Raw genomic sequence first — 13,025 nt, 5'->3', positions numbered from 1 at the left:
TTCCTCCGCTCGCGATTACTGGGCCAGCGGCAGCTTCGACTGCGCGACGTGGGAGAGGAGGTTTTCCACGGAAACGTGCATCACGTCCGTGAAAGGCTTCGGGTACAGGCCCATCAGCAGCGTGAACGCGGCAAGCACGGCCAGCATCAGGAATTCGCGACGGCCGATGTCCTTCAGCTTGGCGACGTGATCGTTCGCCACCGCGCCGAAGTACACGCGCTTGTACATCCACAGCGTGTAGGCAGCACCGAGGATCAGCGTGAATGCCGCGCCGAATGCGATCCAGAAGTTGTACTGGACGGCCGCGAGAATCACCATGAACTCGCCGACGAAACCCGACGTACCCGGCAGGCCGCAGTTGGCCATCGAGAACAGCATCGCGAATGCCGCGAACTTCGGCATCACGTTGACGACGCCACCGTAATCGGCGATCTGGCGCGAGTGCACGCGGTCGTACAGCACGCCGATGCAGAGGAACATCGCGCCCGACACGAAGCCGTGCGAGATCATCTGGATGATCGCGCCTTCGACGCCGAGCTGGTTGAAGATGAAGAAGCCGAGCGTGACGAAGCCCATGTGCGCGATCGACGAATACGCGACCAGCTTCTTCATGTCGGCCTGCACCATCGCGACGAGGCCGATGTAGATCACCGCGATCAGCGACAGCGTGATCACGACCGGTGCCAGGAAGTGGCTCGCGTCAGGCGTGATCGGCAGCGAGAAGCGCAGGAAACCGTACGCGCCGAGCTTCAGCATGATCGCGGCCAGCACGACCGAGCCGCCCGTCGGCGCTTCCACGTGCGCGTCCGGCAGCCACGTATGCACCGGCCACATCGGCACCTTCACCGCGAAGGCGAGGAAGAACGCAATGAACAGCAGGATCTGCGGCGTCATCGCGATCTTCGCGTTCTGCCACGTCGCGAGGTCGAACGAGTGCGTTTCCGTGTACAGGTAAATCAGTGCGACCAGCATCAGCAGCGAGCCGGCCAGCGTGTACAGGAAGAACTTGAACGCCGCATACACGCGGTTCGGGCCGCCCCACACGCCGATGATGATGTACATCGGGATCAGGGTCGCTTCGAAGAACACGTAGAACAGCAGGCCGTCGGCCGACGAGAACACGCCGATCATGATCCCGGACAGGATCAGGAAGGCCGCGAGGTACTGCGCGACGTTCTCGGTGATCACTTCCCACGCGGCGATCACGACGATCACCGTGATCAGCGCGGTCAGCACGACGAACCACATCGAGATGCCGTCGACGCCAAGGTGATACGCGATGTCGAAGCGTTCGATCCAGGTCGACTTCTCGACGAACTGCAGCGCAGCCGTGCTCGAGTCGAAGCCCGTGATCAGCGGGATCGTGACCGCGAGACCGAGCAGCGAGCCGATCAGCGCGACCCAGCGGGCCGTCCCCGGATTTTTGTCGTTACCTACCGCAAGCACGAGGAGGCCGAAAACGATCGGCAGCCAGATCGCGGTACTGAGAATCGGAAAAGCGTGCATTAAGTTGTCCCCCGCCTTATTTGCCGCCGAGCGTTACAAACAGGGTCAGGAGCCCCAGCATGCCGATGATCATGGCGAACGCGTAGTGATAGATGTAACCGGATTGGAGGAAGCGGATCACGCTGGCGAACCAGCCGATGAACCGGGCGCTGCCGTTGACGAGGCCGTCGATCACCACGACGTCACCCTCCTTCCACAGGCCGCGGCCGATCGCCACCGAACCACGGGCGAACACCACTTCGTTGATCTTGTCCATGTAGTACTTGTTGTCCAGCAGCGTGTAGATCGGGCCGAACGCGCGGCGGATCGACGCCGGCAGATCCGGACGCTTCAGGTACAGGAACCAGGCGACGACGACACCGGCCAGCGCGAGCCAGACCGGCAGGCCCGACACCGAGTGCAGGCCCATGCCCACCCAGCCGTGGAACTCCTCGGCCATCTCGGCCAGCGCCGGGTGGTTTTCGCCGATGAAGATCACCTTGTCGAATGCAACGCCGTGCTGGAAGAAGTCGCCGAACAGCATCGGGCCGACCGCGATCGCACCGATGATCACCGACGGGATCGCCAGCAGGACCAGCGGCACCCACACGACCCACGGGGTCTCGTGCGGCTCGTGCGCGTGGTCGTCATGACCGTGGCCATGGCCGTGGTCATCGTGGCCGTGCGCGGCCGCCATGCCCATCGGCGATTCCGGATGCTTCGGCTTGCGGAAGCGCTCTTCGCCGTGGAACACCAGGAAGTACATGCGGAACGAATACAGCGCCGTCACGAACACGCTCGCGACGACCGCGAAGTACGCGAAGCCCGAGCCCGGCAGGTGCGACAGCTTCACCGCGTCGATGATCGAGTCCTTCGAGTAGAAGCCCGAGAAGAACGGCGTACCGATCAGCGCAAGCGAGCCGACGAGCGACGTGATCCACGTGATCGGCATGTACTTGCGCAGGCCGCCCATGTTGCGGATGTCCTGGTCGTGGTGCATGCCCATGATGACCGAGCCGGCGCCGAGGAACAGCAGCGCCTTGAAGAACGCGTGCGTCATCAGGTGGAACAACGCGACCGGATACGCGGACACGCCGAGCGCGACCGTCATGTAACCGAGCTGCGAGAGCGTCGAATAGGCGACCACCCGCTTGATGTCGTTCTGGATGATGCCGAGGAAGCCCATGAAGAGCGCCGTGATCGCGCCGATCACCGTGACGAACGACAGCGCGGTGTCCGACAGCTCGAACAGCGGCGACATACGCGACACCATGAAGATGCCGGCCGTCACCATCGTCGCCGCGTGAATCAGCGCCGAGATCGGGGTCGGGCCTTCCATCGAGTCAGGCAGCCACACGTGCAGCGGGAACTGTGCCGACTTGCCCATCGCGCCGATGAACAGGCAGATACAGGCAACGGTCAGCAGGCCCCAGTCGGTGCCCGGGAAGTGCAGGCTCGCGAGCTCAGCGCGCTTCGCGAACACTTCGCCGTAGTTCATCGAGCCGGCGAATGCGAGCAGCAGGCCGATGCCGAGCAGGAAGCCGAAGTCGCCCACGCGGTTCACGAGGAACGCCTTCATGTTCGCGTAGATCGCGCTCTCACGCGTGAAGTAGAAGCCGATCAGCAGGTACGACACCAGACCCACCGCTTCCCAGCCGAAGAACAGCTGCAGGAAGTTGTTGCTCATCACGAGCATCAGCATCGAGAACGTGAACAGCGAGATGTACGAGAAGAAGCGCTGGTAGCCGTCTTCTTCCGCCATGTAGCCGATCGTGTAGATGTGCACCATCAGCGAGACGAAGGTCACGACGACCATCATCATCGCGGTCAGCGAATCGACGAGGAAGCCGACTTCGAGTTTCAGCGAGCCGACGTTCATCCATTCGTAGACGGTCGCGTTGAAGCTTGCGCCGCCCATCACGTCGAAGAAGACTTTCGCCGACAGGAGGAACGCGATCATTACGCCGAGGATCGTGATCCGGTGTGCGCCCTTGCGCCCGACTGCGTTCCCGAACAGCCCCGCAATCAGCGAGCCGGCCAGCGGAGCGAGCGGAATCGCCAGCAGCAGGTTTTCATTGAGTGTCGTTGACATAACAGCGTTGCCTGAAATTAACCTTTGAGCTGATCGAGATCCTCGACATTGATCGTGTCGAGCTTACGGAACAGGGTCACCAGAATCGCGAGACCGATCGCGGCTTCTGCTGCAGCGACGGTCAGCACGAAGAACACGAAGATCTGGCCGTGCACATCGCCGAGGTAATGCGAGAACGCGACGAAGTTGGTGTTCACCGCCAGCAGCATCAGTTCGATCGACATCAGGATGATGATGACGTTGCGGCGGTTCAGGAAGATCCCGACGATCGCGATCGCAAACAGGATCGCGCCGAGCACAAGGTAGTGAGCAAGAGTCAGCATGATTTTCTTTTCCTCCGCTTAGCCGTTGGTGCCCGAACCGGCTTCGCTTTGCGCCGCTTCCGGCTGCGGCTTTTCCGCTTCCATCTTCACGAGGCGCACGCGGTCGTTGCGTTGCACCTTGACCTGATCCGACACGCGCTGGCGCTTGCTGTCCTTGCCCTTGCGCTCGGTCAGCCCGATTGCGGCAATGATCGCGACCAGCAGCACGAGGCCGGCGATTTCAAACGCGAAGATGTAGTCGGTGTAGATGACCTTGCCGATCAGGCGCGTGTTCGACCAGTTGGCCATCTCGCCCGTCGCCATCGCGTGCACCGTGTGCGTGTCGCCGTAGCCGCGCCACAGGATCAGCGCGGTCTCGATCACGATGATCGCGCCGACCACGGTCGCCATCGGGACGAAGCGCTTGAAGTCGCGACGCAGGTAGTCGATGTTGATGTCCAGCATCATCACGACGAACAGGAACAGCACCATCACGGCGCCCACGTAGACCAGCACCAGCAGGATCGCGAGGAATTCCGCTTCCAGCAGCATCCAGATCGCGGCGGCGTTGAAGAACGCCAGCACAAGGAAAAGCGCAGACGCCACCGGGTTGCGCGAAGTGATCACCTTCAGCCCTGATACCACCAGGAGCAGCGCGAAGATGTAGAACAGTACGGTCGTGAATTCCATGATTACCGGTTCATCGTTAGGCCATAGTCAGGCGCGGCTTGCGGGACGCTCTCGCGTGCCGCACCCGTCGCGGCGGCTCGGCCCTGGCTTCGGGCCGGCACTGCAAACACAATCAACGATACGGCGCGTCGGCGGCCTTCGCCGCGGCGATGTCCTTCTCGTAGCGATCGCCCACCGCGAGCAGCATTTCCTTCGTGAAATACAGGTCGCCGCGCTTTTCGCCGTGGTACTCGAGAATCTGCGTCTCGACGATCGAATCGACCGGGCAGCTCTCTTCGCAGAAACCGCAGAAGATGCATTTCGTCAGGTCGATGTCGTAGCGCGTCGTGCGGCGCGTGTTGTCCGCGCGCGTTTCCGATTCGATCGTGATCGCCATCGCGGGGCACACGGCCTCGCACAGCTTGCACGCGATGCAGCGCTCTTCGCCGTTTTCATAGCGGCGCAGTGCATGCAGCCCGCGGAAACGCGGCGAGATCGGGGTCTTCTCTTCCGGGAACTGCACGGTGACCTTGCGCTTGAACGTGTAACGACCGGTCAGCGCGAGCCCCTTCAGCAACTCGGTCAGGAAGAAAGTCTTAAAGAAGTGTTGGATAGCCGTCATGATTTCGTCCTTACTTCACCCAGATGTTCAGCGGCGACATCATCCAGCAGCCGACCACGACCACCCAGATCACCGTGACGGGCAGGAACACCTTCCAGCCCAGACGCATGATCTGGTCGTAACGGTAGCGCGGGAACGTCGCGCGGACCCAGATGAACACCGACAGCAGTGCGAAGACCTTCAGCACCAGCCAGAAGATGCCCGGGATGAACGACAGGAATTCGAACGGTGCGTCCCAGCCACCGAGGAACAGCGTCGCAGCCAGCGCCGAGATCACGATCATGTTGATGTACTCGGCGAGGAAGAACAGCGCGAACGCCATACCCGAGTAATCGATCATGTGACCCGCGACGATCTCCGACTCCCCTTCCACCACGTCGAACGGGTGGCGGTTCGTTTCGGCGATGCCCGAGATGAAGTACACGACGAACGCCGGCAGCAGCGGCAGCCAGTTCCACGACAGGAAGTTCACGCCGTGGCCTGCGAAGAAGCCGTGCTGTTGCGAACCGACGATTTCCGACAGGTTCAGGCTGCCGGCCGTCATCAGCACCAGCACCAGCGCGAAGCCCATCGAGATTTCGTACGACACCATCTGTGCCGCAGCGCGCATCGCGCCGAGGAACGCGTACTTCGAGTTCGATGCCCAGCCCGCGAGAATCACCGCGTACACGCCGATCGACGAAATCGCCATCGCGTACAGCAGGCCCGCGTTCACGTTCGCGAGAACGGCTTCCGCCTGGAACGGGATCACGGCCCACACGGCGAACGCCGGCACGACGGTCATGACCGGCGCGATCAGGTACAGCCAGCGGCTGGCGGCGCTCGGCTGAATGACTTCCTTCAGCAGCAGCTTCAGCACGTCGGCGATCGGCTGCAGCAGGCCGCCAGGGCCGACGCGGTTCGGGCCGAGACGCACGTGCATCCAGCCGATCAGCTTGCGTTCCCACAGAATCAGGTACGCGACGCACAGCAGGATGACGACGGAGACGACGAGGATGCGCACGACTGCCCACACCGTCGGCCACGCGAAGCCGAGAAGCTCGGCCCCGCCCGCGTTGATCGTATCGAACAAGCTCATTTACGCCTTCTCCACCACCAGTTCACCGGACAGGCTGCCGAGCGCTGCGCCGGCAGGCGTTGCCGCCGACACGCGAACGACCGTCTCCGCAAGATTCGCGTCGCGCACAGCCGGCAACTGCACCGCACGCTCGCCCTGGCGCACGCGCACGGCGTCGCCTTCCTTCAAGCCCAGCTTGTCGAACAGCGCGGCCGGCAGGGCTGCGGCGTTCGCCGCCTTCGCAGCGACCGTCAGGTGCAGCGCACCTGCGCGGCGCACGAGCGCGTCGGCGTGATAGATCGGCACATCGGCCAGACGCTCGAAACCGCCATTCGCGGCGTTTGCCGCGGCGCGCACCGGCGCGACCGACGTCTGGTTCGACAGGCGGCCTGCGACGCCGGCGTCGCCGAGCGCCGCGAGACGCACTTCTTCCGCGGTCTCGTATTCGAAGTTCGGCAGGCCGAGCAGGCTGCCGAGCACGCGCAGCACCTTCCAGCCCGGACGCGTGTCGCCGAGCGGGCGCACGACGCCGGTGAAGCTCTGCACGGTGCCTTCCGCGTTGACGAACGTGCCGGCCGTTTCGGTGAACGGTGCGACCGGCAGCAGCACGTCGGCGTAGTCGAGGCCGTGCTTGAACGGCGACATCACGACGACCATTTCCGCCTGGTTCAGCGCGGCCAGTGCCTGCGCCGGATCAGCGGTGTCGAACTCCGGCTCGACGTTCAGCAGCACGTAGCCCTTGCGCGGCTGCGCGAACGCTTCACGTGCGTTCAGGCCGCCTTCGCCCGGCAGTGCGCCGACGACGTGCGCGCCGACCGTGTTCGCCGCTTCCGTCAGGAAGCCGAACGTGGCGCCGGTGTTGTCGGCGATCCACTTGGCGACGGCATGCAGCTTAGCGAATTCCGTATGACGGACCGCAACGTTGCCGAGCAGCACCGCGCGGCGTTCGCCGTTCGCGAGCGACTGCGCGACAGCCTGCGCGGCCGGCGATGCGGTGACGCCTGCCAGCGCGTCGGGCAGCGCGACGCCGCGCAGTTGCGCGACGGCCGCGGCGATGCCGGCCAGCTCGTCGAGCCATGCGGACGGTGCAGCCACGATGCGTTGTGCGGTCGGGATCAGTGCGTCGTCACCGGTCGCGTGCAGGAAATGCAGCTTCGCGCCGTTCTTCGCGGCCTGACGCAGGCGCGAGGCGAACAGCGGGTGGTCGCGGCGCAGGAACGACCCGACGACGAACGCGGCGTCCACGTTCGACAGGTCGGCGATCGGCATGCCGAGCCACGGTGCGCCCTGGACCGGCGCCGAGAAATCCTGCTGACGCAGACGGAAGTCGACGTTCGGCGTCTTCAGTTCGTTGGCGAGCTGCTTCACGAGGAACAGCTCTTCAGCGGTGCTGTGCGCGCTCGCGAGCATCGCCAGCGCGTTCGCGCCGTGATCCGCGGCGATGCCCTTCAGGCCCTTCGCGACGTATTCGAGCGCGGTCTGCCAGTCGGTTTCGATCCACTGGCCGCCCTGCTTCAGCATCGGCTTCGTCAGGCGCTCTTCGCTGTTGAGGCCTTCATACGAGAAGCGGTCCTTGTCCGAGATCCAGCATTCGTTGATTGCTTCGTTCTCGAACGGCAGCACGCGCATCACGCGGTTGTTCTTCACCTGCACGACGAGGTTCGCGCCGACGGAATCGTGCGGGCTCACCGACTTGCGGCGCGACAGTTCCCACGTACGGGCGCTGTAGCGGAACGGCTTGCTGGTCAGTGCGCCGACCGGGCACAGGTCGATCATGTTGCCCGACATTTCGGAATCGACCGTCTTGCCGACGAACGTCGTGATTTCCGAGTGCTCGCCGCGGCCCAGCATGCCGAACTCCATCACGCCGGCGATTTCCTGGCCGAAGCGGACGCAGCGCGTGCAGTGGATGCAACGCGACATTTCTTCCATCGAGATCAGCGGGCCCACGTTCTTGTGGAACACCACGCGCTTTTCTTCCGAGTAGCGCGACGACGACTTGCCGTAGCCGACCGCCAGATCCTGCAGCTGGCATTCGCCGCCCTGATCGCAGATCGGGCAATCGAGCGGGTGATTGATGAGGAGGAATTCCATCACCGACTGCTGCGCCTTCACGGCCTTGTCGGACTGCGTGTGGACGATCATGCCGGCCGACACGGGGGTCGCGCAGGCAGGCACGGCCTTCGGCATCTTCTCGACTTCGACGAGACACATCCGGCAGTTGGCCGCGACCGACAGTTTCTTGTGATAGCAGAAGTGAGGAATGTACGTATCCGCCTTGTGCGCAGCCTGGATCACCATGCTGCCTTCGGGCACCTCGACCTTCTTGCCGTCTATTTCAAGTTCAACCATGATGGTGAATGGTCCTTAACCTATTTCCGCCCGTTCGCGCCTTCGCCCGACCGTGCGCTCAAATTCCGCAACCGGGTTCGCTTCAGGCTGCCGCCGCGTGCGCGTGGCCGCCGACCATGCAGTGCTTGTGTTCGACGTGGTACGCGAATTCGTCCCAGTAGTGCTTGAGCATCCCGCGTACCGGCATCGCCGCCGCATCGCCGAGTGCACAGATCGTGCGGCCCATGATGTTCTCGGCAACCGAGTTCAGCAGGTCCAGATCTTCCTGGCGCCCTTCGCCGTGCTCGATACGGTTCACGACGCGATACAGCCAGCCGGTGCCTTCACGGCACGGCGTGCACTGGCCGCACGATTCCTCGTAATAGAAGTACGACAGGCGCAGCAGCGAGCGCACCATGCAACGCGTCTCGTCCATCACGATCACCGCGCCGGAACCGAGCATCGAGCCGGCCTTCGCGATCGAATCGTAGTCGAGATCCGTCTGCATCATGATGTCGCCCGGGATCACCGGCGCCGACGAACCGCCCGGAATCACGGCCTTGATCTTCTTGCCGCCGCGCATCCCGCCGGCGAGCTCCATGAGCGTCGCGAACGGCGTGCCGAGCGGCACTTCGTAGTTGCCCGGACGCTCGACGTCGCCCGATACCGAGAAGATCTTCGTGCCGCCGTTGTTCGGCTTGCCGATCTCGAGGTAATTCTGCGGCCCGATGGACAGCAGGAACGGCACCGCGGCAAACGTCTCGGTGTTGTTGATCGTGGTCGGCTTGCCGTACACGCCGAAGCTCGCCGGGAACGGCGGCTTGAAGCGCGGCTGGCCCTTCTTGCCTTCGAGCGACTCGAGCAGCGCCGTTTCCTCGCCGCAGATGTACGCGCCGTAACCGTGGTGCGCGTGCAGCTCGAACGAGAATTCCGAGCCCATGATGTGGTCGCCGAGGAACCCGGCTGCGCGCGCTTCATCGAGCGCGGCTTCGAAGCGTCGATACACTTCGAAGATTTCGCCGTGGATGTAGTTGTAGCCGACGGTGATGCCCATCGCGTACGCGCCGATGGCCATGCCTTCGATCAGCGCGTGCGGGTTCCAGCGCAGGATGTCGCGATCCTTGAACGTGCCCGGCTCGCCTTCGTCCGAGTTGCAGACGAGGTACTTCTGCCCCGGGAACTGGCGCGGCATGAAGCTCCACTTCAGGCCGGTCGGGAAGCCCGCACCGCCACGGCCACGCAGGCCCGACGCCTTCACGTCGGCGATCACCTGCTCGGGCGGAATCTTTTCTTCGAGAATGCGGCGCAGCTGCTTGTAGCCGCCGCGCGCAACGTAATCTTCGAGATGCCAGTTCTCGCCGTTCAGACCAGCGAGGATCAGCGGTTTGATGTGACGGTCGTGGAGGGACGTCATTTCGAGAGCTCCTCAAGCAGCTGGTCGATCTTCTCGCGGCTCATGAAGCTGCACATTCTGTGATTGTTCACCAGCAGCACCGGCGCATCGCCGCACGAGCCCATGCATTCGCCTTCCTTCAGCGTGAACTTGCCGTCGGGCGTGGTCTCGCCGAAGCCGATGCCGAGCTTCTGTTTCAGGTAGTCGGCAGTCGCTTCCGCGCCACCGTGCGGGCCAAGCTGGCACGGCAGGTTCGTACAGAGCGTGATCTTGTGCTTGCCGACCGGGTTGAGCTCGTACATCGTGTAGAACGTCGCGACTTCCTGCACGGCAACGGCCGGCATGCCGAGATAGTCCGCAACGAACTGCATCAGTTCGGGCGACAGCCAGCCGTGCTCTTCCTGAGCAACGGCCAACGCCGACATCACGGCGGACTGTTTCTGATCGGCGGGATACTTCGTCAACGCTCGATCGATTTCCTTCAGGCCTTCAGCTGAGATCATTTTCAGACACGACTCTTTCAATTCCTACCGAACGAACAACCTGCCGCACACTGGGGTGCATGGACGGCAGACCTGGCGCTCACTCTGTTGACAGCTTGCGAAGCCGCGCCGGTTCAGCGCGCATCGCATGTGACTTACTGCTCGCCGCCCGCACGTGCGGACGGCGCAACCATTAGCGATCGATCTCGCCGAACACGATGTCCTGCGTACCGATGATCGTGACGGCGTCGGCGATCATGTGACCGCGCGCCATTTCGTCGAGCGACGCCAGGTGAGCGAAACCCGGCGCGCGAATCTTGAGGCGATACGGCTTGTTGGCACCGTCCGACACGAGGTAGATGCCGAATTCACCCTTCGGGTGCTCGACCGCCGCGTACGCTTCGCCTTCCGGCACATGGAAACCTTCGGTGAAGAGCTTGAAGTGGTGAATCAAGTCTTCCATGTTGGTCTTCATGCCGACGCGCGACGGCGGTGCAACCTTGTGATTGTCCGCCATCACCGGGCCCGGATTCTTGCGGAGCCACTCAATACACTGTTTCGCGATGCGGATCGACTGGCGCATTTCTTCGACGCGCACCAGATAGCGGTCGTAGCAATCGCCGTTCACGCCGACCGGCACGTCGAAATCCATGCGATCGTACACTTCGTACGGCTGCTTCTTGCGCAGATCCCACGCGATGCCCGAGCCGCGCAGCATCGGGCCCGTCAGGCCCATCTGCAGCGCACGTTCCGGGCTGACCACGCCGATCCCGACCAGACGCTGTTTCCAGATCCGGTTGTCGGTGAGCAGCGTTTCGTATTCGTCGACGCACTTCGGGAAGCGCGTGAAGAAGTCGTCGATGAAGTCGAGCACCGAGCCGCTGCGCGCTTCGTTCATCTTCGCGAGCGCCTTCTCGTTGCGAATCTTCGACGCCTTGTATTGCGGCATTGCGTCAGGCAGATCGCGATAGACGCCGCCCGGACGGTAGTACGCCGCGTGCATCCGGGCGCCGGACACCGCTTCGTACACGTCCATCAGGTCTTCGCGTTCGCGGAATGCGTACAGGAACACGGCCATCGCGCCGACGTCGAGTGCGTGTGCGCCGATCCACATCAGGTGGTTCAGCACGCGCGTGATCTCGTCGAACAGCACGCGGATGTACTGCGCGCGCTCCGGCACTTCGATGCCGAGCAGCTTTTCGATCGCGAGCACGTAGCCGTGCTCGTTGACCATCATCGACACGTAGTCGAGACGGTCCATGTACGGCACGGACTGGATGAAGGTTTTGGATTCCGCGAGCTTTTCCGTCGCGCGGTGCAGCAGGCCGATGTGCGGATCGGCACGCTGGATGACTTCGCCGTCGAGCTCGAGCACGAGGCGCAGCACGCCGTGCGCTGCCGGGTGCTGCGGGCCGAAGTTGAGCGTGTAGTTCTTGATTTCTGCCATGACGCCCCCTTAATGTTTCAGACCGCCATAGCGATCCTCGCGGATCACGCGCGGCGTGATTTCGCGCGGCTCGATCGTCACCGGCTGGTACACGACCCGCTTCTCTTCCGGGTCGTAACGCATTTCGACATAGCCCGACACCGGGAAGTCCTTGCGGAACGGGTGACCGATGAAGCCGTAGTCGGTGAGGATGCGGCGCAGGTCGGGGTGGCCTTCGAACACGATGCCGTACAGGTCGAACGCTTCGCGCTCGTACCAGTTCGCGGAGGTCCAGATGTCGACCAGCGATGCCACGATCGGCAGGTCGTCGTCCGGTGCGAATGCGCGCAGGCGCAGGCGCCAGTTGTTCGTGACCGACAGCAGGTGCGACACGGCCGCGAAGCGCGGGCCATCGTAGGCGCCGTCGCCGAAGGTCTGGTAGTCGACGCCGCAGAGGTCGATCAGCTGCTCGAAACGGAGCTTCGGATCGTCGCGCAGCGTCTTTGCGACTTCGAGGTAATCGCTCGCCTTCACGACGAGCGTCAGTTCACCGATCGCTTCGGTGAGGCTCACCACGCGCGCGCCGAGCGCGGCTTCGAGGTTTGCCTTGAGGGTCTCGATTTTGCTTGCCATATTGAGGGGACGCTCGGGGCTTTATTGACGGGCGATGGTATTGGTGCGGCGGATCTTCGCCTGAAGCTGGATCACGCCGTAGACCAGCGCCTCTGCCGTGGGCGGACAGCCCGGCACGTAGACGTCGACGGGCACGATCCGGTCACAGCCGCGGACCACCGAATACGAGTAGTGGTAGTAACCACCGCCGTTCGCGCACGATCCCATCGAGATCACCCAGCGCGGCTCGGCCATCTGGTCGTACACGCGGCGCAGTGCGGGTGCCATCTTGTTGCAGAGCGTGCCGGCGACGATCATCACGTCCGACTGACGCGGACTCGGACGGAACACGACGCCGAACCGGTCCAGGTCATAACGGGCCGCGCCCGCATGCATCATCTCGACGGCGCAACACGCGAGCCCGAACGTCATCGGCCACAGCGAGCCGGTACGCGTCCAGTTGATCAGCTTGTCAGCCGTCGTGGTGACAAACCCTTCCTTCAAGACCCCTTCGATACTCATTTGCTTTCCACTCCAGACGAGCGACCGAGCGT

Annotated in this window: 12 protein-coding genes; all 12 read right to left on the bottom strand. The window is 63.3% G+C overall.

Annotated elements, in window-relative coordinates; translation table 11 throughout:
• Window positions 1–15 precede the first annotated feature (15 nt).
• Window positions 16–1,506: an NADH-quinone oxidoreductase subunit M gene (locus U5809_RS33430; RefSeq protein WP_069747468.1), complete on the bottom strand. Its 1,491-nt coding sequence runs from the start codon at window positions 1,504–1,506 to the stop codon at window positions 16–18.
• Between the two features lie 16 nt (window positions 1,507–1,522).
• Window positions 1,523–3,577 (bottom strand): NADH-quinone oxidoreductase subunit L, encoded by a 2,055-nt coding sequence (nuoL, locus tag U5809_RS33425; protein WP_175999397.1) that lies wholly within the window; start codon window positions 3,575–3,577, stop codon window positions 1,523–1,525.
• 17 nt (window positions 3,578–3,594) lie between these two features.
• The gene (gene nuoK, locus U5809_RS33420) at window positions 3,595–3,900 is read right to left on the bottom strand and encodes an NADH-quinone oxidoreductase subunit NuoK (RefSeq protein WP_006478272.1); all 306 of its coding nucleotides are present in this window, start codon (window positions 3,898–3,900) and stop codon (window positions 3,595–3,597) included.
• An 18-nt stretch (window positions 3,901–3,918) separates the two neighbouring features.
• Window positions 3,919–4,569: an NADH-quinone oxidoreductase subunit J gene (locus U5809_RS33415; protein WP_059233606.1), complete on the bottom strand. Its 651-nt coding sequence runs from the start codon at window positions 4,567–4,569 to the stop codon at window positions 3,919–3,921.
• A 112-nt stretch (window positions 4,570–4,681) separates the two neighbouring features.
• Window positions 4,682–5,170: an NADH-quinone oxidoreductase subunit NuoI gene (gene nuoI / locus U5809_RS33410; RefSeq protein ID WP_014896508.1), complete on the bottom strand. Its 489-nt coding sequence runs from the start codon at window positions 5,168–5,170 to the stop codon at window positions 4,682–4,684.
• A 10-nt stretch (window positions 5,171–5,180) separates the two neighbouring features.
• Complete coding sequence (gene nuoH, locus U5809_RS33405) at window positions 5,181–6,248, bottom strand: NADH-quinone oxidoreductase subunit NuoH (RefSeq protein WP_034190807.1); 1,068 nt, start codon at window positions 6,246–6,248, stop codon at window positions 5,181–5,183.
• A complete protein-coding gene (gene nuoG, locus U5809_RS33400) occupies window positions 6,249–8,579 on the bottom strand; it encodes an NADH-quinone oxidoreductase subunit NuoG (RefSeq protein WP_322089680.1) in 2,331 nt (776 codons plus the stop codon).
• An 82-nt stretch (window positions 8,580–8,661) separates the two neighbouring features.
• Window positions 8,662–9,972: an NADH-quinone oxidoreductase subunit NuoF gene (gene nuoF / locus U5809_RS33395; protein WP_176050374.1), complete on the bottom strand. Its 1,311-nt coding sequence runs from the start codon at window positions 9,970–9,972 to the stop codon at window positions 8,662–8,664.
• The gene (gene nuoE, locus U5809_RS33390) at window positions 9,969–10,454 is read right to left on the bottom strand and encodes an NADH-quinone oxidoreductase subunit NuoE (protein WP_006756903.1); all 486 of its coding nucleotides are present in this window, start codon (window positions 10,452–10,454) and stop codon (window positions 9,969–9,971) included. The genes nuoF and nuoE overlap by 4 nt, the downstream gene beginning before the upstream one ends.
• Window positions 10,455–10,626: 172 nt before the next feature.
• The gene (locus U5809_RS33385) at window positions 10,627–11,880 is read right to left on the bottom strand and encodes an NADH-quinone oxidoreductase subunit D (protein WP_322089679.1); all 1,254 of its coding nucleotides are present in this window, start codon (window positions 11,878–11,880) and stop codon (window positions 10,627–10,629) included.
• A 9-nt stretch (window positions 11,881–11,889) separates the two neighbouring features.
• Complete coding sequence (locus tag U5809_RS33380; RefSeq protein WP_006478264.1) at window positions 11,890–12,492, bottom strand: NADH-quinone oxidoreductase subunit C; 603 nt, start codon at window positions 12,490–12,492, stop codon at window positions 11,890–11,892.
• 21 nt (window positions 12,493–12,513) lie between these two features.
• Window positions 12,514–12,993 carry a NuoB/complex I 20 kDa subunit family protein gene (locus U5809_RS33375; protein WP_006398799.1) on the bottom strand — a complete coding sequence of 160 codons (480 nt, stop codon included), beginning with the start codon at window positions 12,991–12,993 and terminating at the stop codon, window positions 12,514–12,516.
• Between the last annotated feature and the right edge of the window lie 32 nt (window positions 12,994–13,025).

The sequence above is a fragment of the Burkholderia sp. BCC1999 genome (assembly GCF_905339975.1).
Classification (GTDB): Bacteria; Pseudomonadota; Gammaproteobacteria; order Burkholderiales; family Burkholderiaceae; genus Burkholderia.
This window is presented reverse-complemented; position numbering and strand designations above follow the sequence as displayed.

Coding starts and splice junctions, on each gene's coding strand:
- U5809_RS33430 (WP_069747468.1), bottom strand. CDS start 1,506: ATGCACGCTTTTCCGATTCTCAGTACCGCGATCTGGCTGCCGATCGTT.
- nuoL (WP_175999397.1), bottom strand. CDS start 3,577: ATGTCAACGACACTCAATGAAAACCTGCTGCTGGCGATTCCGCTCGCT.
- nuoK (WP_006478272.1), bottom strand. CDS start 3,900: ATGCTGACTCTTGCTCACTACCTTGTGCTCGGCGCGATCCTGTTTGCG.
- U5809_RS33415 (WP_059233606.1), bottom strand. CDS start 4,569: ATGGAATTCACGACCGTACTGTTCTACATCTTCGCGCTGCTCCTGGTG.
- nuoI (WP_014896508.1), bottom strand. CDS start 5,170: ATGACGGCTATCCAACACTTCTTTAAGACTTTCTTCCTGACCGAGTTG.
- nuoH (WP_034190807.1), bottom strand. CDS start 6,248: ATGAGCTTGTTCGATACGATCAACGCGGGCGGGGCCGAGCTTCTCGGC.
- nuoG (WP_322089680.1), bottom strand. CDS start 8,579: ATGGTTGAACTTGAAATAGACGGCAAGAAGGTCGAGGTGCCCGAAGGC.
- nuoF (WP_176050374.1), bottom strand. CDS start 9,972: ATGACGTCCCTCCACGACCGTCACATCAAACCGCTGATCCTCGCTGGT.
- nuoE (WP_006756903.1), bottom strand. CDS start 10,454: ATGATCTCAGCTGAAGGCCTGAAGGAAATCGATCGAGCGTTGACGAAG.
- U5809_RS33385 (WP_322089679.1), bottom strand. CDS start 11,880: ATGGCAGAAATCAAGAACTACACGCTCAACTTCGGCCCGCAGCACCCG.
- U5809_RS33380 (WP_006478264.1), bottom strand. CDS start 12,492: ATGGCAAGCAAAATCGAGACCCTCAAGGCAAACCTCGAAGCCGCGCTC.
- U5809_RS33375 (WP_006398799.1), bottom strand. CDS start 12,993: ATGAGTATCGAAGGGGTCTTGAAGGAAGGGTTTGTCACCACGACGGCT.